This window comes from Ramlibacter sp. (genome assembly GCF_029866045.1).
Classification (GTDB): Bacteria; Pseudomonadota; Gammaproteobacteria; order Burkholderiales; family Burkholderiaceae_C; genus Ramlibacter.
Genome location: NZ_JARXAB010000048.1, coordinates 37,518 through 57,346 on the forward strand (window position 1 = coordinate 37,518; position 19,829 = coordinate 57,346).

Annotated in this window: 27 protein-coding genes; 3 read left to right on the top strand and 24 right to left on the bottom strand. The window is 65.2% G+C overall.

What is annotated here, in order from left to right; genetic code table 11:
• Positions 1-101: 101 nt before the first annotated feature.
• The 15 genes from rpsD to rplN all read right to left on the bottom strand — a co-directional run bounded on the left by rpsD (position 102) and on the right by rplN (position 7,324).
• Positions 102-725 carry a 30S ribosomal protein S4 gene (gene rpsD, locus QE494_RS05390; RefSeq protein WP_300041881.1) on the bottom strand — a complete coding sequence of 208 codons (624 nt, stop codon included), beginning with the start codon at positions 723-725 and terminating at the stop codon, positions 102-104.
• Positions 726-875: 150 nt separating this feature from the next.
• On the bottom strand, positions 876-1,280 hold the full coding sequence (gene rpsK / locus QE494_RS05395; protein WP_300041882.1) for a 30S ribosomal protein S11: 405 nt from the start codon (positions 1,278-1,280) through the stop codon (positions 876-878).
• Positions 1,281-1,298: 18 nt separating this feature from the next.
• Positions 1,299-1,664: a 30S ribosomal protein S13 gene (rpsM, locus tag QE494_RS05400; protein ID WP_300041883.1), complete on the bottom strand. Its 366-nt coding sequence runs from the start codon at positions 1,662-1,664 to the stop codon at positions 1,299-1,301.
• A 25-nt stretch (positions 1,665-1,689) separates the two neighbouring features.
• Positions 1,690-1,803: a 50S ribosomal protein L36 gene (rpmJ, locus tag QE494_RS05405; protein ID WP_012348927.1), complete on the bottom strand. Its 114-nt coding sequence runs from the start codon at positions 1,801-1,803 to the stop codon at positions 1,690-1,692.
• 73 nt (positions 1,804-1,876) lie between these two features.
• On the bottom strand, positions 1,877-3,196 hold the full coding sequence (secY, locus tag QE494_RS05410) for a preprotein translocase subunit SecY (protein ID WP_300041884.1): 1,320 nt from the start codon (positions 3,194-3,196) through the stop codon (positions 1,877-1,879).
• A gap of 48 nt (positions 3,197-3,244) precedes the next feature.
• Entirely contained in the window at positions 3,245-3,676 is a 432-nt protein-coding gene (gene rplO, locus QE494_RS05415) for a 50S ribosomal protein L15 (protein ID WP_300041885.1), read from the bottom strand.
• Positions 3,677-3,698: 22 nt separating this feature from the next.
• Positions 3,699-3,881, bottom strand: a complete 183-nt coding sequence (gene rpmD / locus QE494_RS05420) for a 50S ribosomal protein L30 (protein WP_300041886.1) — start codon at positions 3,879-3,881, stop codon at positions 3,699-3,701.
• A gap of 13 nt (positions 3,882-3,894) precedes the next feature.
• Positions 3,895-4,416, bottom strand: coding sequence for a 30S ribosomal protein S5 (gene rpsE, locus QE494_RS05425; protein ID WP_300041887.1), 522 nt, complete (start codon positions 4,414-4,416; stop codon positions 3,895-3,897).
• A gap of 17 nt (positions 4,417-4,433) precedes the next feature.
• Positions 4,434-4,799: a 50S ribosomal protein L18 gene (rplR, locus tag QE494_RS05430; protein WP_300041888.1), complete on the bottom strand. Its 366-nt coding sequence runs from the start codon at positions 4,797-4,799 to the stop codon at positions 4,434-4,436.
• 11 nt (positions 4,800-4,810) lie between these two features.
• Positions 4,811-5,344 carry a 50S ribosomal protein L6 gene (rplF, locus tag QE494_RS05435; RefSeq protein ID WP_300041889.1) on the bottom strand — a complete coding sequence of 178 codons (534 nt, stop codon included), beginning with the start codon at positions 5,342-5,344 and terminating at the stop codon, positions 4,811-4,813.
• A 16-nt stretch (positions 5,345-5,360) separates the two neighbouring features.
• Complete coding sequence (gene rpsH, locus QE494_RS05440; RefSeq protein WP_300041890.1) at positions 5,361-5,756, bottom strand: 30S ribosomal protein S8; 396 nt, start codon at positions 5,754-5,756, stop codon at positions 5,361-5,363.
• A 15-nt stretch (positions 5,757-5,771) separates the two neighbouring features.
• On the bottom strand, positions 5,772-6,077 hold the full coding sequence (gene rpsN / locus QE494_RS05445) for a 30S ribosomal protein S14 (RefSeq protein ID WP_300041891.1): 306 nt from the start codon (positions 6,075-6,077) through the stop codon (positions 5,772-5,774).
• Between the two features lie 9 nt (positions 6,078-6,086).
• A complete protein-coding gene (gene rplE, locus QE494_RS05450; protein WP_300041908.1) occupies positions 6,087-6,626 on the bottom strand; it encodes a 50S ribosomal protein L5 in 540 nt (179 codons plus the stop codon).
• 2 nt (positions 6,627-6,628) lie between these two features.
• On the bottom strand, positions 6,629-6,946 hold the full coding sequence (gene rplX, locus QE494_RS05455; protein ID WP_300041892.1) for a 50S ribosomal protein L24: 318 nt from the start codon (positions 6,944-6,946) through the stop codon (positions 6,629-6,631).
• A gap of 9 nt (positions 6,947-6,955) precedes the next feature.
• Positions 6,956-7,324 carry a 50S ribosomal protein L14 gene (gene rplN / locus QE494_RS05460; protein ID WP_300041893.1) on the bottom strand — a complete coding sequence of 123 codons (369 nt, stop codon included), beginning with the start codon at positions 7,322-7,324 and terminating at the stop codon, positions 6,956-6,958.
• A gap of 356 nt (positions 7,325-7,680) precedes the next feature.
• Between rplN and proC the strand changes: the two genes are divergently transcribed.
• Positions 7,681-8,538 carry a pyrroline-5-carboxylate reductase gene (gene proC, locus QE494_RS05465; protein WP_300041894.1) on the top strand — a complete coding sequence of 286 codons (858 nt, stop codon included), beginning with the start codon at positions 7,681-7,683 and terminating at the stop codon, positions 8,536-8,538.
• Between the two features lie 11 nt (positions 8,539-8,549).
• On the opposite strand, the gene ubiA is transcribed toward proC, so the two are convergent.
• The 3 genes from ubiA to recG all read right to left on the bottom strand — a co-directional run bounded on the left by ubiA (position 8,550) and on the right by recG (position 12,595).
• A complete protein-coding gene (gene ubiA, locus QE494_RS05470) occupies positions 8,550-9,437 on the bottom strand; it encodes a 4-hydroxybenzoate octaprenyltransferase (RefSeq protein ID WP_300041895.1) in 888 nt (295 codons plus the stop codon).
• Positions 9,438-9,544: 107 nt separating this feature from the next.
• The gene (locus tag QE494_RS05475; protein ID WP_300041896.1) at positions 9,545-10,501 is read right to left on the bottom strand and encodes a LysR substrate-binding domain-containing protein; all 957 of its coding nucleotides are present in this window, start codon (positions 10,499-10,501) and stop codon (positions 9,545-9,547) included.
• A 15-nt stretch (positions 10,502-10,516) separates the two neighbouring features.
• The gene (gene recG, locus QE494_RS05480; RefSeq protein WP_300041897.1) at positions 10,517-12,595 is read right to left on the bottom strand and encodes an ATP-dependent DNA helicase RecG; all 2,079 of its coding nucleotides are present in this window, start codon (positions 12,593-12,595) and stop codon (positions 10,517-10,519) included.
• A 55-nt stretch (positions 12,596-12,650) separates the two neighbouring features.
• Here recG and queA point away from each other — a divergent pair, with 55 nt between their 5' ends.
• Together queA and tgt are read left to right on the top strand one after the other, a co-directional pair.
• Entirely contained in the window at positions 12,651-13,751 is a 1,101-nt protein-coding gene (gene queA / locus QE494_RS05485; protein WP_300041898.1) for a tRNA preQ1(34) S-adenosylmethionine ribosyltransferase-isomerase QueA, read from the top strand.
• Positions 13,752-13,795: 44 nt separating this feature from the next.
• Complete coding sequence (gene tgt, locus QE494_RS05490) at positions 13,796-14,956, top strand: tRNA guanosine(34) transglycosylase Tgt (protein WP_300041899.1); 1,161 nt, start codon at positions 13,796-13,798, stop codon at positions 14,954-14,956.
• A gap of 8 nt (positions 14,957-14,964) precedes the next feature.
• On the opposite strand, the gene QE494_RS05495 is transcribed toward tgt, so the two are convergent.
• The 6 genes from QE494_RS05495 to QE494_RS05520 all read right to left on the bottom strand — a co-directional run bounded on the left by QE494_RS05495 (position 14,965) and on the right by QE494_RS05520 (position 19,552).
• Entirely contained in the window at positions 14,965-15,678 is a 714-nt protein-coding gene (locus tag QE494_RS05495; RefSeq protein ID WP_300041900.1) for an RES family NAD+ phosphorylase, read from the bottom strand.
• A complete protein-coding gene (locus QE494_RS05500; RefSeq protein WP_300041901.1) occupies positions 15,638-16,018 on the bottom strand; it encodes an antitoxin Xre/MbcA/ParS toxin-binding domain-containing protein in 381 nt (126 codons plus the stop codon). Before QE494_RS05500 ends, QE494_RS05495 begins: the two co-directional genes overlap by 41 nt.
• A 152-nt stretch (positions 16,019-16,170) precedes the next feature.
• Positions 16,171-17,436 (bottom strand): FIST N-terminal domain-containing protein, encoded by a 1,266-nt coding sequence (locus tag QE494_RS05505; RefSeq protein ID WP_300041902.1) that lies wholly within the window; start codon positions 17,434-17,436, stop codon positions 16,171-16,173.
• A 25-nt stretch (positions 17,437-17,461) separates the two neighbouring features.
• Positions 17,462-18,241 carry a PhaM family polyhydroxyalkanoate granule multifunctional regulatory protein gene (locus QE494_RS05510; protein WP_300041903.1) on the bottom strand — a complete coding sequence of 260 codons (780 nt, stop codon included), beginning with the start codon at positions 18,239-18,241 and terminating at the stop codon, positions 17,462-17,464.
• A 95-nt stretch (positions 18,242-18,336) separates the two neighbouring features.
• The gene (locus QE494_RS05515; protein WP_300041904.1) at positions 18,337-18,885 is read right to left on the bottom strand and encodes a copper chaperone PCu(A)C; all 549 of its coding nucleotides are present in this window, start codon (positions 18,883-18,885) and stop codon (positions 18,337-18,339) included.
• A 103-nt stretch (positions 18,886-18,988) separates the two neighbouring features.
• Positions 18,989-19,552 (bottom strand): YcnI family protein, encoded by a 564-nt coding sequence (locus tag QE494_RS05520; protein ID WP_300041905.1) that lies wholly within the window; start codon positions 19,550-19,552, stop codon positions 18,989-18,991.
• Between the last annotated feature and the right edge of the window lie 277 nt (positions 19,553-19,829).

The following is a 19,829-nucleotide window of genomic DNA, read 5'->3' on the forward strand; positions in this document are numbered from 1 at the left end:
TACACCGGTAAGGCTGGTGAAGCACCTGGGCGCAGTGCCCCGCGGCATGGGACGAAAAACGGAAACAGTCGCAGGGAACTCCTGCGACTGCGGCAAGTCGATCAGCGCGAGTACAACTCGACGATGAGCGACTCGTTGATGTCAGCGCCGAACTCATCGCGGTCCGGGGCCTTCTTGAACACGCCTTCGGCTTTGTCGGCGTTAACTTCGACCCAGGCGGGGATGCCAACCTGGTGAGCCAATTGCAGGGCCTCGACCACGCGGTTTTGCTTCTTGGATTTCTCGCGCACGGCGATGACATCACCGGCCTTGACCAAGTACGACGGGATGTTGACCGCCTGGCCGTTGACCGTGATGGCCTTGTGGGACACCAGCTGGCGCGCTTCGGCGCGGGTGGAGCCAAAGCCCATGCGGTACACGACGTTGTCCAGACGGGATTCCAGCAGCGACAACAGGTTAGCGCCAGAGTTGCCCTTGCGGCGGGAAGCTTCAGCGAAGTAGCGGCGGAACTGCTTCTCGAGCACGCCGTACATGCGCTTGACCTTCTGCTTCTCGCGCAGCTGCAGGCCGAAGTCCGAGGTGCGCTGGCCAGAGGTGCGGCCATGCTGGCCGGGCTTGGAGTCAAATTTGGCCTTGTCCGCAATCGAGCGGCGTGCGCTCTTGAGGAATAGGTCGGTGCCTTCGCGCCGGGAGAGTTTGGCCTTGGGGCCGAGGTAACGTGCCACTTTGCTTTCCTTCTATGTCACTGCCGCGGCCATTTACCGCGGGAGCCAGGCACGAATGAGTGCTGGCGGTGGGCTTGGGTTGAAAAACTTCAGGATCGCCGGGGGAGAACGAACTCCGCCGCAAGCGACCCCTTGTTCAAAGCGCCTGCCTCAGATGCGGCGGCGCTTCTGGGGACGGCAACCGTTGTGCGGCACCGGGGTCACGTCCGAGATGGAGGTGATACGGATGCCCAAGGCGCCCAGGGCGCGCACGGAAGACTCGCGACCCGGGCCGGGGCCCTTGATCTCGACGTCCAGGTTCTTGATGCCCTGCTCGATCGCAGCCCGGCCAGCCACCTCGGACGCCACCTGGGCGGCGAAGGGGGTGGACTTGCGCGAGCCCTTGAAGCCCTGGCCGCCGGAAGAGGCCCAGGACAGGGCGTTGCCCTGGCGATCGGTGATCGTGATGATGGTGTTGTTGAAGGAGGCGTGCACGTGGCAGATGCCATCGGACACGTTCTTGCGAACCTTCTTGCGCACTCGCTGCGCGGCGTTGTTGGCGGGAGCCTTGGCCATGTCTTATCTCTTTCCCGATTATTTCTTCAGAGCCTGAGCAGCCTTGCGCGGCCCCTTGCGGGTACGGGCATTGGTGCGGGTGCGCTGGCCGCGCATCGGCAGGCCACGGCGATGACGGAAACCACGGTAGCAACCGATGTCCATCAGGCGCTTGATGTTCATGGTCGTCTCGCGGCGCAGGTCACCCTCGATGGTGATCAGACCGATCTGGTCGCGGATCTTTTCCAGATCAGCGTCGGTCAGGTCTTTCACCTTCTTCGAATAGGGGATGCCAGTCGCTTCGCAAATCTTGCGGGCGCGGGTACGTCCAATACCAAAAATGGCGGTGAGGCCAATCTCGGTGTGCTTATGCGGCGGGATGTTGATGCCAGCGATACGTGCCATGTTGGTCTTTCCTGAAACCTGTAAATCAGCCTTGGCGCTGCTTGTGACGCGGGTCGGTGCAGATCACGCGAACGACGCCCTTGCGCCGGATGATCTTGCAGTTGCGGCAGATCTTCTTGACGGAAGCCGAAACTTTCATTGCTTTTCTCCTAAATACCTTGGCGCCAATTGAAGCGCGAAATTCGTGTGGGTTGCGGGACGGGAGCAGGCCATCAGGCAGCCCCAGTGGTCTTGAAGTTAGCCTTTTTCAGCAGCGATTCGTACTGCTGGGACATCAGGTAGTTCTGTACCTGGGCCATGAAATCCATGGTCACAACCACAATGATCAGAAGCGAGGTGCCACCGAAGTAGAAAGGCACGTTGTAGCGCAGGATCAAGAACTCGGGCAGCAGGCAGACCACGGTGATGTAGATCGCACCGGCCAGGGTCAACCGCACCAGAATCTTGTCGATGAAGCGCGCGGTCTGGTCGCCAGGCCGGATGCCAGGAATGAAGGCGCCGCTCTTCTTCAAGTTGTCGGCGGTCTCGCGGCTGTTGAAGACGAGGGCCGTGTAGAAGAAGCAGAAGAAAATGATCGCCGCTGCGTACAGCATCACATACACAGGCTGCCCAGGCGCCAGGGTGCCGGCCACGTCACGCAACCAAGTCATGGAGTCACCGGTGGAGAACCAGCCCACCACGGTCGCTGGCAGCAAGATGATGGACGAGGCAAATATCGGTGGAATCACGCCGGCCATGTTCAGCTTGAGCGGCAGGTGGGACGACTGGCCGCCGTAGACCTTGTTCCCGACCTGCCGGCGTGCGTAATTCACAAGAATTTTCCGCTGGCCGCGCTCGATGAAGACGACGAACCAGGTCACCACCACCACGATGGCAACGATGAGCAACGCAGCGATGATGCTCATCGCACCGGTGCGAACCAGCTCGAGCAAGCCACCGATCGCGCTGGGCAAACCCGCGGCGATGCTGGCGAAAATCAGGATGGAGATACCGTTGCCCAGGCCGCGCTCGGTGATCTGCTCGCCCAGCCACATCAGGAACATGGTGCCTGCAGTCAGGGTGACCACTGTGGTCAGGCGGAAGCTCAGGCCGGGACTGATCACCAGACCCGCCGAGCCTTCCAGCGCGACCGCGATGGACAAGGACTGGAACAGGGCCAGGCCCAGAGTGCCATAGCGGGTGTACTGGGTGATCTTGCGGCGACCGGCCTCGCCCTCTTTCTTCAACTGCTCAAACGTCGGCACGACGTAGGTGAGCAGTTGCATCACGATGGAGGCTGAGATGTAGGGCATGATGCCCAGGGCAAACACCGCAAAGCGAGAAAGGGCACCGCCCGAGAACATGTTGAACAGGCTCAGGATGCCGCCCTCTTGCGTCTTGAAGAGAGCCTGCAACTGGGTCGGATCGATGCCGGGCACAGGAATGTGCGCGCCCACCCGGTAGACCAGCAGCGCGAGCAACAGGAAGACCAGCCGGCGACGCAGGTCGCCGAACTTGCCGGTCTTCGCGAGTTGTGCAGCGTTAGTGGCCACGCGTGGTTTCCTTGGCTCGGTTCAAGTTGCTTCGGGTCAGCTGAGTGCTCAGGCCAACGAGCCGCCAGCGGCCTCGATGGCTGCCTTGGCACCGGCGGTAGCGCCGACGCCGGTCAGCTTGACCGCACGCGTGATTTCGCCCGACTTGATCACCTTGACGACCTTGGTCATCGCAGGCACCAGATCGGCCGCCTTGAGGGCCAGCAGGTCAACTTCTGCGGCGCCCAGCTTTTCGAGGGCGGTCAGGGTGACTTCTGCGTTGTACTTGAGCGATTGGGACTTGAAGCCGCGCTTGGGCAAGCGCCGCTGCAGCGGCATCTGGCCGCCTTCGAAGCCCACCTTGTGGTAGCCGCCTGCACGGGACTTTTGGCCCTTGTGACCGCGGCCGGCGGTCTTGCCCAGGCCGGAGCCAATGCCGCGACCGACGCGGCGCTTGGCATGCTTGGCGCCCGCTGCGGGCTTGATGTCATTCAGTTGCATCGTGTGCCTCTCGACTACCGGTTCAGAGAACCTGGACCAGGTAGCTGATCTTGTTGATCATGCCGCGCACCGAAGGAGTGTCCTCCAGCTCGCTGACGCTATTGAGCTTGCGCAGGCCCAGGCCACGCACAGTGGCGCGGTGATCAGCCTTGGTGCTGATGGGGCTGCGAACGAGCTTCACTTTGACGGTTGGTTGCTTGGTCATGTGAGTGCTCCGATCAGGCGGTGAAAATGTCTTCGACCGACTTGCCGCGCTTGGCCGCCACTTCCGAGGGGGTAGTGGAGTTCTTCAGCGCATCAAAGGTGGCGCGGACCATGTTGTAGGGATTGGTCGAACCATGGCTCTTGGCCACGATGTCGGTAATACCCATGACCTCGAACACTGCGCGCATCGGGCCGCCGGCGATGATGCCGGTACCCTTGGGGGCGGGCATCATCATGATGCGGGCTGCGCCGTGCTGGCCTTCCACCGCGTGGTGGATGGTGCCGTGCTTGAGGGACACCTTGGTCATGTTGCGACGGGCCTCTTCCATGGCCTTTTGCACGGCGACGGGCACTTCCTTGGACTTGCCCTTGCCCATGCCGACGCGGCCGTCACCGTCACCTACCACAGTCAGCGCAGCGAAACCGAGAATTCGGCCGCCCTTGACGACTTTGGTGACGCGGTTGACCGCAATCATCTTCTCCCGCAGGCCGTCTTCCGGACCGTCACCCTGGGTCTTCGCAATAATTTTTGCCATTTGTGTATCCGTGTCCGTTAGAACTGCAGGCCGGCTTCGCGGGCGGCTTCTGCCAGGGCCTTGACGCGGCCGTGATAGGCAAAGCCGGAGCGGTCGAAGGCCACCTTCTCGACGCCGGCGGCCTTGGCCTTCTCGGCGATCAGCTTGCCGATGGCGGCGGCGGCGGCGGCGTTACCACCCTTGCCCGAGCCACCGAGCGACTTGCGCACATCGGCCTGGGCGGTGGAGGCGGCTGCCAGCACCTTGCTGCCGTCTTCGGAGATGACGGCGGCGTAGATGTGGAGGTTGGTGCGATTGACGGTCAGACGGGCCACACCTTGCTGGGCAATGCGGAAGCGGGTCTGACGGGCGCGGCGCAGGCGCTGCTCTTTCTTGGTCAACATCGTGCGGCCCCTTATTTCTTCTTGGTCTCTTTGATCGTGATCTTCTCGTCCGCGTAGCGGATCCCCTTGCCCTTGTAGGGCTCGGGCGGACGAATCGCACGGATCTCGGCAGCGAACTGACCCAGCACCTGCTTATCGAAGCCCGTCACCACGATTTCAGTCGGGGTGGGGGTCTTGACTTCCAGACCCTTGGGAACATCGAGGTTCACCGGGTGCGAGTAACCCACCTGCAGGTTCAGCTTGGCGCCCTGCGCGGCGGCCTTGTAGCCCACGCCGACCAGGCTCAGCTTCTTCTCGAAGCCGCGGGTCACACCCACCACCATGTTGTTGACCAACTGGCGGAAGGTGCCACTCATGGCATTGGCCTCGCGCGACTCATCGATCGGGGTGAAGGACAGCTTGCCGTCCTTGTTCTCGACCTTGACCAGGGTGCTCAGGGCCAGGGACAGAGCACCGCCCTTGCCCTTGACGTTAATCTGGTCCTGCTTGACTTCAACGGTGACGCCATCAGGAACGGCGACCGGCATTTTTCCGACTCGGGACATAGCTAATTCCTTCCCTTTAGGCGACGTAGCACAGGACTTCGCCGCCCACGCCCGTGGCGCGCGCCTTGCGGTCGGTCATCACGCCCTGGGGGGTGGTGACGATGGCCACGCCCAGACCGTTCATGACCTGGGGAATCGCGTCACGGCCCTTGTAGACGCGCAGGCCGGGGCGGCTCACGCGCTCGATGCGCTCGATGACCGGACGGCCAGCGTAGTACTTGAGGGCGATTTGGAGCTCGCTCTTGCCACCCTCGGTCTTCACCTGGAAGCTGTCGATGTAGCCCTCGTCCTTCAGCACTTGGGCAATGGCCACCTTCACCTTGGAAGAGGGCACGCTCACCGTGGACTTCGCCACCATCTGCGCGTTGCGGATGCGGGTCAGCAGGTCAGCAATGGGATCACTCATGCTCATGTTTGTAACTCCTGCTTACCAGCTGGCCTTGATCACGCCGGGAATGTCGCCACTGAAGGCCATCTCGCGGATCTTGTTGCGGGCCAGACCGAACTGGCGGAAGGTGCCACGCGGACGACCCGTGATCTCGCAGCGGTTGCGCTGACGAGTCGGGTTGGCGTTGCGCGGCAGTTTTTGCAGGGCGAGGCGGGCGGCAGCGCGCTCTTCCTCGCTCTTCTTGGCATCGGTAGAGATGGCCTTGAATTCCGCGTGCTTTTTCGCGTACTTGGCGACCAGTTTCGCGCGCTTGAGTTCGCGTTCGATCAGAGCTGTTTTAGCCATGGTGCACCTTCAATTCTTGAACGGGAAACGGAAGCCGGCGAGGAGCGCCTTGCACTCATCGTCGTTCTTGGCCGTGGTGGTGATGCTGATGTTCAGACCGCGCAGGGCATCCACCTTGTCGTACTCGATCTCGGGGAAGATGATCTGCTCTTTCACGCCGATGTTGTAGTTGCCACGGCCGTCAAAGGAGCGGCCGGAGATGCCGCGGAAGTCACGCACGCGGGGCAGGGCCACGGTGACGAAACGGTCCAGGAACTCGTACATGCGGTTTCCGCGCAGGGTGACCATGGTGCCAATGGGCTGCTGCTCGCGGATCTTGAAACCGGCGATGGCCTTCTTGGCCTTGGTGACCACCGGCTTTTGGCCGGAGATCTTGGTGAGGTCACTCACCGCGTGATCCATGACCTTCTTGTCGGCCACGGCCTCGGACACACCCATGTTGAGGGTGATCTTGGTGATGCGCGGCACCTCCATGGGCGACTTGTAGCCGAACTTGGAGGTGAGCTCAGGGACCACCTTGTCGAGATAGTGTTGCTTCAGACGTGCCATGGTCATGCTGCCTTGATTTCTTCGCCGGAGGACTTGAACACGCGCACGCGCTTGTCGCCCTCGGACTTGATGCCCACGCGGTCGGCCTTGCCGCTGGCGGGGTTGAAGATGGCCACATTGGACTGGTGGATCGGCATGGATTTCTCCACGATGCCGCCGGTCGTACCCTTCATCGGGTTGGGCTTGGTGTGCTTTTTGACGAGGTTGATGCCCTCGACGACCACATGGGTCTCGTTGGAACGGAGCACGACCTTGCCGCGCTTGCCCTTGTCACGGCCTGCGAGGACGATGACCTCGTCGCCTTTGCGAATCTTGTTCATGGATTCCTCTTACAGGACTTCAGGGGCCAGCGACACGATCTTCATGAACTTCTCGTTACGCAGTTCACGCGTGACCGGGCCGAAGATGCGGGTGCCAATGGGCTCCAGCTTGTTATTGAGCAGCACGGCGGCATTGCCGTCGAACTTGACGAGAGAACCGTCGCCACGGCGGATGCCCTTGGCGGTGCGGACGACGACGGCGCTGTAGATCTCGCCTTTTTTGACGCGACCGCGCGGAGCAGCTTCCTTGATGGTCACTTTGATGATGTCGCCCACGCTGGCGTAACGACGCTTGGAGCCGCCGAGCACCTTGATACACAGGACGGATTTCGCGCCCGTGTTGTCGGCAACTTCAAGCCGAGATTCAGTCTGGATCATTTCAATTAGTTCCCAACTTGTACCTGCGGAACCCGAAGCCGATGACTTCTGGAAGGACCCCTGCAGATCAGTCTTGGGCCTGTCGTCACCGAAACCTCGCCCTGGACAACTCCAGGAATTTGGCCTCGGATCCGCATAGGCAGATATACCCGCCTCGAAAAGGCGAGCCCGCGATTATGACCCATTGAATTGATCTGTCAAGCAGCTGAGGTCTGCAAGACGAGGCGGCGACGCGACACCTTGATGTTTGCATGCGCACACTTATAGAAATACCTAGATAAAACAAGGGGTTGGGGTCCGACGGCCAGTAACACAGCGATGGAAGGAGGGTGTTCACGCCGGGATAGACTTGCCGGATGACAAGCCCTGCCCTCTTTCAAAGCTTCTCTCCTGACCGTCCGCTGGCGTTCATTGGCGGCGGCAACATGGCAAGCGCCATCCTCGGTGGCCTGATCCAGCGGGGTCTTTCCCAGGCGGCCGTCCGGGTGATCGAGCCCTTCGAGGCGGCGCGCAGCCGGCTCAAGCAAGCCTATGGCGTAGACGCGCAGTCAGCTCCCGACGCAGGCTTTGCGGGCTCGACTTTGGTGGTCTGGGCGGTCAAGCCGCAGACTTTTCAGGACGCCGCAGCCCAGGCCGCGCCCTACCTCGGGAGACCGGGTCCCGCCCTCCACCTGAGCGTTGCTGCAGGCATCCGCTCGGACAGCATCGCTGCCTGGCTGGGGAGCCAGCGGGTGGTGCGGTCCATGCCCAACACGCCCGCGCTGATCGGCCAGGGGATGACCGCTTTGTTCGCCCGAGATTCGGTGACAGAGGCGGACCGTGCGTTGGTCGAGACGGTGATCGCTCCAACCGGCGACTACCTTTGGGTCGGTGCAGAGACCCAGCTCGACGCGGTGACCGCACTTTCGGGTTCGGGCCCGGCGTATGTGTTCCTGTTCCTAGAGGCCATGATCGAGGCCGGCACCCAGATGGGCCTGCCCGCCGACCAGGCCAAGCGTCTGGCGATCGCCACTTTCTCCGGCGCCGCAGCGCTGGCGCGGGACTCCAGCGAGCCGCCGTCGGTGCTGCGCGAGCGGGTCACCTCCAAAGGTGGCACCACCTATGCGGCGCTCACCTCCCTGGAGCAGGCCCAGGTGCCGCAAGCCTTCATCGCCGCGATGCACGCAGCCTGCCAGCGAGCAACCGAGCTTGGCGACGAATTCGGCCGGGCTTGACAGGACTTGAATCAGCGCAGCGCGTAGCCAGCTACGACGCCGGCAAAGACGGTGAGCCCCAGCCAGTGGTTCAAGCGGAAGGCGCGAAAGCAGCCTTCCCGGGAGCGGCTGCGGATCATCGTGAAGTGCCACAGCACTTGGGCTGAGGCGATCACCAGGGCCAGGGCAAGCGGCGCAAGGGCGACACGGCCCCACAGGAGCCCAAACCAAATGCCCAGAAACAGCCCGTAGCAGGCCATCACCACAGGCACATCCGCCTGGCCCAGCGTGATGGCCGAGGTCTTCATGCCAATACGCAGGTCGTCGTCGCGGTCCACCATGGCGTATTCCGTGTCGTAGGCCAGAACCCAGAACAGGTTGCCCGCGAGCAGCGCCCAGGCTTCGCCTGGCACCCGGCCCTGCACCGCGGCGAAGGCCATGGGAATGCCGAAGCTAAAGGCTACGCCAAGCACCGCCTGCGGCATGGAAAGGTGCCGCTTGGCGAAAGGGTAGGCGACGGCGATCGCAAGCGCGGCGAAGGACCAGGCGATGGTGGCGGCGTTGGTGGTGAGGACCAGGCCAAAGGCCGCCAGGGCCAGAACGGCACCGACCGCCAGGGCTTCGCGCGCACCCAGCAGGCCGCTGGTGACGGGCCGATGCGCGGTGCGTTTGACATGGCGGTCAAAGTCACGGTCGGCCACATCGTTGATGCAGCAGCCGGCGCTGCGCATGAGGAGGGTGCCGCAGGTGAAGACCGCCACCAGGTGCCAGCCGGGAAAACCACCCGCAGCCACCCACAGCCCGGCCAGGGAGGGCCAGAGCAACAACAACCACCCCGCAGGACGGTCCCAACGAATCAGGTCGAGATAAAGGCGCAGACGCGACGCTGGAACTTCGGGGGACAAGCCGATTTCACTCATGGCGTGATCGTAAGGCCGCGGGGAGCGTCACCGACCAGCCGACCTGGGCCGCGTTTGTAATTCGTGTGGCGGGCCAAACGGCGACCCGAGCGGGCCCACGCCGATGATCAGGACAGGCGAAGGACGCCTGGTAGCTCGCAGGCATAGACCGCGTTGCGCAGCGCGGCGATCGCCTCGTAACGCGTGAAGCTGCGCCGCCAAGCCAGCACCACGCGGCGTGAGGGCACATCGCCTTCGCTGAAAGGGATGTACTTCACGTATTCCGCATCGTCCTTGCGTCGGCGGCTCCGGGCTGCCGACGTTTCGGCCGGCACGGACAGCTGCGGTACCAGGGTGATGCCCATGCCCGCGGCGACCATGTGCTTGATGGTTTCGAGCGAAGAGCCTTCGAAGCTCTTGCGGATGCCCTCCGCGTCGGCCGAGAAGCGAGCGAACTCGGGACAGACCTCCAGCACATGGTCACGAAAGCAGTGCCCATTGCCCAGAAGCAGCATGGTCTCGGCCTTGAGCTCCTGGGCGGTGATGAACTTGCGTTCGGCCAGCGGGTGGCGGCTCGGCACGGCCACCATGAAGGGCTCGTCATAGAGGGCCGCCTGGGCCAGGCCGGTGTCGGGGAAGGGCTCGGCCATGATCGCGCAGTCGATCTCGCCGGTGCGCAGCATCTCCAGGAGGCGAACGGTGAAGTTTTCCTGCAGCATCAGCGGCATTTGCGGCGTGCGGTCGATCGCCTGGCGTACCAGACTGGGCAGCAGGTAGGGGCCGATGGTGTAGATCACACCCAAGCGCAGCGGGCCAGACAGTGGGTCCTTGCCCCGCTTGGCGATTTCCTTGATGGCCGCCGCCTGCTCCAGCACGCTCTGGGCCTGGCGCACGATCTCCTCGCCCAAGGGGGTCACAGACACCTCGTTGGCGCTGCGCTCAAACAGCTTGACCTCGAGTTCCTCCTCCAGCTTCTTGATTGCCAGCGACAAGGTGGGCTGGGAGACAAAGCAGGCCTCGGCCGCACGGCCGAAATGCTTCTCGCGGGCGACCGCGACGATGTACTTGAGTTCGGTGAGCGTCATGGGGGTGGGAACCGATCAGGCCTTGAGGTACTGCGATTTTCCACCCAGCCAGCGGGCCACATGCCGGTCGGCGAGGGCGGGATAGCGATCCTGCATCGGCGGCGCGGCCTCGCGCGCCAGCTCTAGCAGGCCGCGATCAGCCTCCAGGTCGGCAAAACGCAGCAGGGGGGCGCCTGATTGCCGGGCCCCAAGAAACTCGCCAGGGCCGCGAATTTCCAGGTCACGCCGGGCGATCTCGAAGCCGTCATTGGTTTGCGCCATGGCCTTGAGCCGGGCTTTGGCGGTATCGCCCAGGCGGCCGTTCTCGCCGGGAGAAAACATCAGCACGCAGGCCGAGGCCGCCGCGCCGCGGCCCACGCGACCGCGCAGCTGGTGCAGCTGCGACAGGCCAAAGCGTTCGGCATGTTCGATCACCATCAGGGAGGCGTTGGGCACATCCACACCGACCTCGATCACGGTGGTGGAGACCAGCACCCCCATCTGCCCGTCCTCGAAGAGGGCCATCACCGCCTTCTTATCCGCCGCCGGCATGCGCGAATGCAGCAGCCCCACCATCACGCCGGGCAGGGCCTCGGCCAGGTCCGCGTGCGTGGCGGTGGCATTGGACAGGTCCAGCGCCTCACTCTCCTCGATGAGCGGGCACACCCAATAGACCTGGCGGCCCTGGGCCAGCTGCGCGCGGATGCGGTCCACCACCTGCGCGCGCCGGCTGTCGGCAACCACCTTGGTGACGATGGGGGTGCGGCCTGGAGGTAGCTCGTCGATGGTGCTGACGTCCAGATCGGCGTAGTAGCTCATGGCCAAGGTACGCGGGATCGGCGTGGCCGACATCATCAGCAAGTGGGGCTCCAGTGGCGCGGATGCGTCCTGCGTTTGCAGCTTGCCGCGCAGTGCCAGGCGCTGGGCCACGCCGAAACGGTGCTGCTCGTCGATCACCGCCAGCCCCAGCTGCTTGAACTGCACCTGCTCCTGGATCACCGCATGGGTGCCCACCACCAAAGCCGCCTGGCCACTGGCGACGGCCTCGAGCATGGGGCCTCTTTCCTTCTTCTTCTGGCTGCCGGTGAGCCAGGCGACCCGCAAGCCGCGCGGCGTGAGCAGAGGCTCGAGCCAGCCAATTAGCTTTCGGAAATGCTGCTCGGCGAGGATTTCGGTGGGCGCCATCAGCGCGCACTGCCAGCCCGCCTCGATGGCCACCGCCGCGGCCAGGGCCGCGACCACGGTCTTGCCCGAGCCCACGTCCCCCTGCAGCAGCCGGTGCATCGGTGCTTCGCGGGCAATGTCCGCACCGATCTCTTCGACCACCCGGCGCTGGGCACCGGTGAGCTCAAAGGGCAAGGCCGCCAGAAGGTGCTCGGGCAGTCCGCCAGGCGCAGCGCGCAGGGCCGGCGCGCGCAAGGCGTCCCGCTCGCGCTTGCTTTGCAGCTGCGAGAGTTGCTGCGCCAGCAATTCCTCGGCCTTGAGCCGCTGCCAGGCCGGATGACTGCGGTCTTCCAGGGCGGCCAACGAGGTTTCGGGGCCGGGGTGATGGAGAAATTCCAGGGCCTCGCGCAGCCCCCAACGCGGGTTCAGGCCAAAGCGGCGCGCCAAGGTCTGCGGCAAGGTGTCGGACAAGTCGGCACGCGCCAAGCCGGAGTCCACCACCTTGCGCAGGTAGGCCTGGGGCAAGGTGGCCACCGTGGGGTAGACCGGGGTGAGCGCCTGCGGCAGCGGCGCGTCGGCCGGCTTGCACACCGGGTGCACCATTTGCCAACCGAAGAAGCCCCCACGCAGCTCGCCGCGCGCGCGGATGCGGGTGCCAGGGGCCAGCGCCTTCTGCTGCGCGGGGTAGAAGCTGAAAAAGCGCAGCTGGCAGGTGTCTGTGCCGTCATCCAGCGTGGCCACCAGCTGGCGCCGGGGGCGATAGGCAATCTCGCACGCGGTGATGGTGCCCTCGACCTGCGCCGCCTCGCCCTCACGAGCCGCCCCGAGCGGGGTGATACGGGTTTCGTCCTCGTAGCGCAGGGGAAGGTGAAGCGCCAGGTCGATGTCGCGCGCCAGACCCAATTTGATCAGGGCCTTCTGGGGGGCGGACAGGGGCTTGCCATCGGGCATGGGACAATTCTGCCCGACCCAATTGCTTGGCACGGGCCCGTCCGGCCCTCAGGACATGCGCACCTTTACCACTGGCGACTTTGACTTCGCCCTTCCCCCCGAGCTGATCGCCCAGCACCCGGCCCCCGAGCGCAGCGCCTCGCGTCTGCTCGATGGCACCCACACCTCCCCCATAGACCGCGTCTTTCGCGATCTTCCGGCGCTGCTGCAGCCGGGCGATCTGCTGGTGTTCAACGACACCCAGGTGGTCAAAGCCCGCCTCTTCGGCGAGAAGCCCACAGGCGGCAAGCTGGAGTTGCTGGTCGAGCGGGTCCTGGAGGGCGGCGAGGTGGTGGCCCACATGAAAGTGAGCAAAAAGCCGCCGGTGGGCACCGTGATGCGCATGGCGGGCGGCTGGGAGGCCACCTTGTTGGGGCGCTGGCCGTTGCCGGACGGGCCGCTGTTTCACCTGCGCTTTTCGCAGGACCCTTACGAGGTGATGGCCCGCCACGGCCATGTGCCGCTACCACCCTACATCACCCATGCCGACGAGGCCGAGGACGAACGCCGCTACCAAACGGTGTTCGCCCGCCATCCGGGTGCCGTTGCCGCGCCGACCGCCTCGCTGCATTTCGACGAGCCCGTGCTCGCAGCGCTGGAGGCCCGGGGCATCGAACGTGCCGCGGTGACCCTGCATGTGGGCGCTGGGACCTTTCAGCCAGTTAAGTCGGAGAACATTGCCGAACACCACATGCACAGCGAGCGCTACCGGGTGCCGGAGACCACGCAGGCAGCCATTGACGCGTGCCGGGCCCGCGGCGGGAAGGTGGTGGCAGTTGGCACGACCACGGTGCGCACCCTCGAGTCGTGGGCCAAGACCGGCCAAGCCGTGGGGGACACCGACATCTTCATCACGCCCGGCTTCGAGTTCCAGGTGGTAGACCGAATGGTCACCAACTTCCACCTGCCCCGTTCTACGCTGATGATGATGATCAGCGCCTTCGCAGGCTATGAGCGGGTGATGGGCCTCTACCAGCACGCGATCGCCGCGCGCTATCGCTTCTTCTCCTACGGCGATGCGATGCTGCTCGAAAAAAAGGTTTCACACGAAGCGAACTGCGGTCGCCTCCCTCCAGAGGGCCTCACGCGCAACTCGGCAGAGCCGGCTCTGCGGTGACCTTGACCCAGCCCCTCACATCTCACCGCTCACTCCTCTACGACATGCTGCAATTTGACATCCAAAAGACCGAAGGTCATGCCCGCCGCGGCACGCTCACGCTCAACCATGGCGTGGTGCAGACGCCCATCTTCATGCCGGTGGGCACCTACGGCACGGTCAAGGGCGTCATGCCCCGCTCGCTCGAGGAAATGGGCGCACAGATCATCCTCGGCAACACCTTCCACCTGTGGATGCGACCCGGCCTGGACGTGATGAAGCAGTTCGGCGGCCTGCACCGCTTTGAGCAGTGGCAAAAGCCCATCCTCACCGACTCGGGCGGGTTTCAGGTCTGGAGCCTGGGCGAAATGCGCAAGATCAGCGAGGAAGGCGTGAAGTTCGCCTCGCCGGTCAACGGAGACAAGCTTTTTCTCACGCCCGAGATTTCGATGCAGATCCAGACGGTGCTCAATTCGGACATCGTGATGCAGTTCGACGAGTGCACCCCCTATGAGACCAAGGGGCACCTGACCACCGAGGCCGAGGCGCGCCACTCGATGGCACTGAGCCTGCGCTGGGCGGACCGCTGCCGCGCCGAGTTTGCGCGGCTGGAAAACCCCAACGCCCTGTTCGGCATCGTGCAGGGTGGCATGTTCGAGCACCTGCGCCAGGAATCACTGGAGGCGCTGGTGGCGATGGACTTCCCCGGCTACGCGGTGGGCGGGGTGAGCGTGGGCGAGCCCAAAGAGGACATGCTGCGCATCATGGCGCACACCCCGCACCGGCTGCCGGCGAACAAGCCCCGCTACCTCATGGGCGTGGGCACGCCAGAAGACCTGGTCGAGGGCGTGGCCCAGGGCGTAGACATGTTCGACTGCGTCATGCCCACCCGCAACGCGCGCAATGGCCACCTGTTCACCCGATTTGGCGACCTCAAGATACGCAACGCCCGCCACCGCAGCGACGAGCGTCCCCTGGACGAGACCTGCAGCTGCTACGCCTGCAGGGGCGTGACGAGCCCGGACGGCTCCGTCTCGGGCGGCTTCTCGCGCGCCTACCTGCACCACCTCGAGCGCTGCGGCGAGATGCTCGCGCCCATGCTGGCGAGCATCCACAACCTGCACTACTACCTGAACCTCATGAGTGAAGTGAGGCAGTCGTTGGAGGTGGGTCGCTTTGCCGCATTCACCGCCCAGTTCCGACAAGACCGCGCCCGCGGGGTGTGAGCCGCGCGCTACCACCGCGCCACTGAGAACTGCATCGATTCGGTATCGCGCCGGAGCGTCACCTCCTTGCGCGATACCGCCAAGAACCAGGTCTGGCGTTCGACCTCGGGCCTGGGCTTGGCAAAGCCGGCCGGGGTCAACAAGGCCAGGCACCACGCGGGCTGCGGGTCGCGCACAGACCGGTAGAGGATGCCGCCCAAATCCGCGTCACGGGCCACACGCGCCAGACGCTGCGTGGGTCCGTAGTCACGAGGGTGTTGCCAGGCCGCTCCTTCGGCCGCCCAGGGCGGGCGCTGGAGGTCGACGACCGACGCAGCGACCGAGACCCGAAACGCGGTGTGTGCCACCGGCTCAATGCGCACCAAATCCACCGCGTCGCGCAAGAACCGCCAGCGCCAATAGCCCAGTTCGGCGCCCGCCGTCCGGACGGACTCGGCGCCATAGAAGACACCCGGGTCGGTATCGCCCCGAAAGCGGGAGCCACCGCGCCGCGGGTCATAACGGAAAGGCGTGGCCAGAAGGTAGTCGAGGCCGGCAACGTCTGCGGAGCGGCGCGGCTTGCTCGCCTCGAGCAGGGACTCGAGCAGGTCCTGCTCGACGAGGCTGTCAACCAGCTTCATGGTGCCCGCAATATGCTGCGACTCCACCATGCGCCAAGCCTGACCACGCCAGGCAAAGGCCTCAGATTTGAGCGCGGGAGGCGTCCAGATAGTGGACGACACGGACCAATCCTTCCGTTTGGGCAATCAGATCGATCGGGCGACCCCGCAGGCCCCGGTTTTCGCTTTGCAGCCACTGGCGGGCGGTCTCCTCGTCACCCACGATGGAGTCCAGCGAGCGGAAGACACGCACGAACAACAGCGCCAGTTCCCACTCCTTGCGTCGCTCGTCCAATCGGTAGTCGCCGCTGTAGAGCCGGGTGACGGTCGCGGCGCTCACGCCGAGCACCTTGGCGAGCAGGGCGCGGGAGAGATTCAGCCGCTCGGCGGCACGCGCCACGGCCTTGGTCAGCACCGCGGCGGGGTCCGGCTTGGCAGAGGGGGAGTGGGCCCGGGCGATCATGAAATGAATTCTTTCCGCTGAAATAATAGACCAGATTTATTTCTGAGGAAAGATTCTGGTCGATGCGGATCCGGCAGGCAGGGATCGCTTCGCGCCCGAGGCCATGCCGGACTTGCCGCCGCGTCGGCTCGCACCGACGCGCGTGCGTGAACTCAGCCGCCGTGGGCGGGAGTGGTGAAGACGGTCAGCACGCCGGTATAGCCATAGAGCTGCTGCCCGGCAATCTCGCCAGCGGCGAAAAAGCCCACCAGAGGCACCTCGCCCAGGGCATGGCGGATCACCTGTAACTCAGCGTTGGGCCCGCCGAAATGCGGCCCGCCGCGACCGGTGCAGCTCACATAGACCGCGCCCGCAATTCGCCGCTGTGGGTGGGGCGCGGACAGTGCCTCGGGCAAGGCCAGCGATGCCGCCAGCGGGGCACTCATTTCCTCGGGCTCGAGCGCCTCGCGGATCTCAGCGCAGATGCGCACCAGATCCGCGCGGGCCGCGCGCCCGTTGCGTTGGCAAAAGGCCATCGGCATGCCGGCTTCGACCTGCTCGGCCACGGCGACGCCGCGGCGCCCGGGATCGAGGCCGATGATGTGCCGTACACGCACCTCGTCGCCGAAGCTGCCGGTGCGGCCCACTGCCGCGCCTCCGGGCAGGCTCAAACCCACGAGGGTCGAGCGCAGGGTGGCCATGGCCTCCTGCGGCCGCTCGAGAGAGATGGAGAGGTCTTTCAGGAGGCGGTCCAAGGCCGGCTCTTGGTCGAGGCCCAGGATGACGTTGCCCTCAGCGGCGGTCACCTGCATCTGCCGGGTGATCGGCTGGCAGCCTTGGGTGACCCGGGACACCAGGCTCACCTCCTCGCTGAAGGCAACGCCGGACAAGCCGCCCTGGAAAACACCGCCGGCCCGGCCATGGCCAGGCAGCGTGCCGTTGCCCGCCACAGCGAATTGCAGCACGTCACCGCGGCTGGAGGCCAGGCCGCCAAAGACCCGGCCACTGCCGGTGCGGGCGGCCATTTCGGCAATCAGTTCGCCCAGGTCTGGCGTGCCCGAATCGGCATGAACCAGGGCAGTGTTCGCATCAAAACCGATGCCCAGCGGGGCCACGCCCGAGAAGACACGGTACTGGTCCGACGGCAAGTCGCAAAGCATGACCGCGAGCGCCGGCTCGTCGATGTACTCGGCGTTATTGGCGCAGATGCCCACGCCCACGGTGCCCGACCAGTCGGCGACACCGGGCAGTTCGGCCATCAGGTGGTCGAGGATGTCCTGGGCCTGGGCCGCGTAATGGTCGGTGATGTAGAGAAGCCCCAGCGAAGGGGTGCTGGCGTAGTCGGGCAGCGCCATCTGGGCGCGCAACTGGGCAAGCGCCAAGCCTGCGGCCATCTCCCACTGGGGATGGGTGGCGTGGCCAAAGGGGAACAGCTTCATGGGAGGCGGTCCGCGCAAGCGCAGCTCAGGTTGGCGGCGCTGCGCGCGAGCGGGGCTTGGCAGGACTGCGTGCCGCGCGCGTGTCCTTGGTGGGCTTGGAGGCCGTGGCGGCCTTGGACTTGGCCGCCGGAGCCGGGCGACGGCCCGGGGTGCCCGCGGCGCCTGACGCTGCGGCTGGAGCGGATGCCGCCGGGGCACCGGCTTGGGCCACATCCTTCAGCGTCGCGGCGGCGATCTGTTGGAACTGGTTGGAGAGCGCGCCCCACCACTGCAGCGGGTCGACGGCCGCCGCGCCGGCGCCGGCTGGTCCCTGCGCCGCCTGGTTGGACTTGCCCGCCGCCTTGGTCGATCCGGAGGGCTTGGCCGCCTTGCGCGGTCGGCTGGCGGCGGAAGGCGAATCGGCGGCGGACGGGGAGCCAGAAGAGGTGCCAGAGGAGGTGCCAGGGGAGAAAGCGGATGCAGGCGGGGCAAAGGCCGACGCCATCGCGCCGGGCTTGACCTGGAGCGACTCGGCCAACTCGTTCATGCTGAGGTTCATGCCCTGCAAGGTGGACAGCGTCATCTTCTGCACTTCCAATGCCTGGATGGTCGCCGACAGCGCCTTGCCGTTTTGCTCCAGCCAGAAGTGGACGGCGCGCAGCTCCTGAATACGCTTGTCGAGTTCCTCGACATTGAGTGTGGGCGCGATCCAGCTGGACAACTGCGTCATCTGCGGCAGGCCGCCGCCCGCCCCCTTGGCCAGGTTCTGAAGGAAATCAAAGCCGGGAACGAGTTTGGCGAAGCCAAAGGTCTGTGAATCGCTCATGGGCGCCCTCTCAAAAAGTGCAGCGCCAGCTTATCAGGCGCGATGCCCAGCGTCGATCGCCAGCAGCCGGCGCAAGACCTGGGTGGTCGGCTCGCTCAGTGCTTGTGCCCGTGTTGGTGCGCACCCGCAGGGCTCGACCCGGAGGAGGACGCTGCTGCACCCGGCGCGCGCAGGGCTACCGGCATCTGGACTGGCAAACGCCGCTCGGCGCCACGGGCATCACGCAGCACCAGGGTGACGGGGACCGTCGAGCCCTCCTTGAGAGGGGCCTTGAGGCCCATCAGCATCAGGTGATGGCCGCCAGGGCGGAGATCAAAAGGCTTGCCCGGCACCAGCACGATCTCACTGACCGCGCGCATGCGCATCACGTCGCCGTCCATCTTCATCTCATGCAGTTCGGCGACGCCGGCGGCTGGCGTTTGCAGGCCCACCAAGGTCAGGGGCTCAGACGCGGTCAGGCGCATGAAGCCGCCGGTGCCGCTTTGGCCTGGCACGCTCGCGCGGACCCAGGCGCCCTCGATCTTGAGCGCAGTGCCCTGGGCCAGGGCGGAAGCCCCCGGCGCCAGTGGAAGCACCAGAGCAACACAGAGGAAAAGGCGCCGCAGTCGGGCAACGGCGGCAGGGAGGTTCTTGCAATCGGTCATGGTTGGGTGTTCCATTTCAAAGTGGGGAGGGCATCGACCCGGCAGGACGCCAGTGGCGGGCCGATTCAGGCCGGATACACGTCCGAACGGACGAGGCTGCCAATCAATGGGCATGTGCCCCGCCGGCGGCTGGCATCAGGTCAAGGCGAGGGGCGGGCGAGGTCAGGCCACGGGCATCGCCACCGGCGCCGGGGCGCTGAACCCAGTCATGGCGACCCTGCGCGCAGGCCTGGCGCACTGGCCAATAAAGGACGCCTTCTCGCTTGGGCAGCGTGGCACGCAAGACAAACTCGCCGTAATGCGCGTCGAGCAGCATGTCCTGGGGCGTGCTGGCGGTCCAGGTCACGCGGCTGACCTCGTCGGTCACGGTGCGGCCGTGGGAGGTCTCGGGCTGGGGCAATGGCGCCCGCTCGATGGACAGGCTCCAGCCGGGCCGCGGCATTGGCTTGACACCACGCACGCCGGCCGGGATCTCGACACTCACCTCACGGGTGGGCGATCCGTCGCAGCCGTGGCCGATCTGGAAGCTCGCCTTGTAGCCACTCCCGGCAAAGGCGGCGGGCCACTCCAGAGACACATGGGCCCAGACGGGCGCGGCGAAGGCGGTCAACAGGGACAGGGACAAAAAAGGCTTGCGCAGGCGCGCGGCCAAGGAAACATTCAACATAGGTTTTTTCTCTCGGAGGCGGCGCCCTGCGGGCCATGTCACCGCGCATACGCAGCAACTTCTCACGCAGCCGGCGACCACCGGTTCAAGGACAAAGACGGGACGGCCGGTGACGCCTAAACGCCGCGACCGCTTCAGACCAAGCGAGATCGAGAAGGAGGCCCGCGCGCGGGTGGTGGCGCGGCGCTGCGCAGCGCCGCCCCCGCGGCGGAGGCAAAAACAGGCCGGTACGCCGGCAGGACGGGCTGTGGAAGCAGCGGAGGCCGCGCGGCAGGCG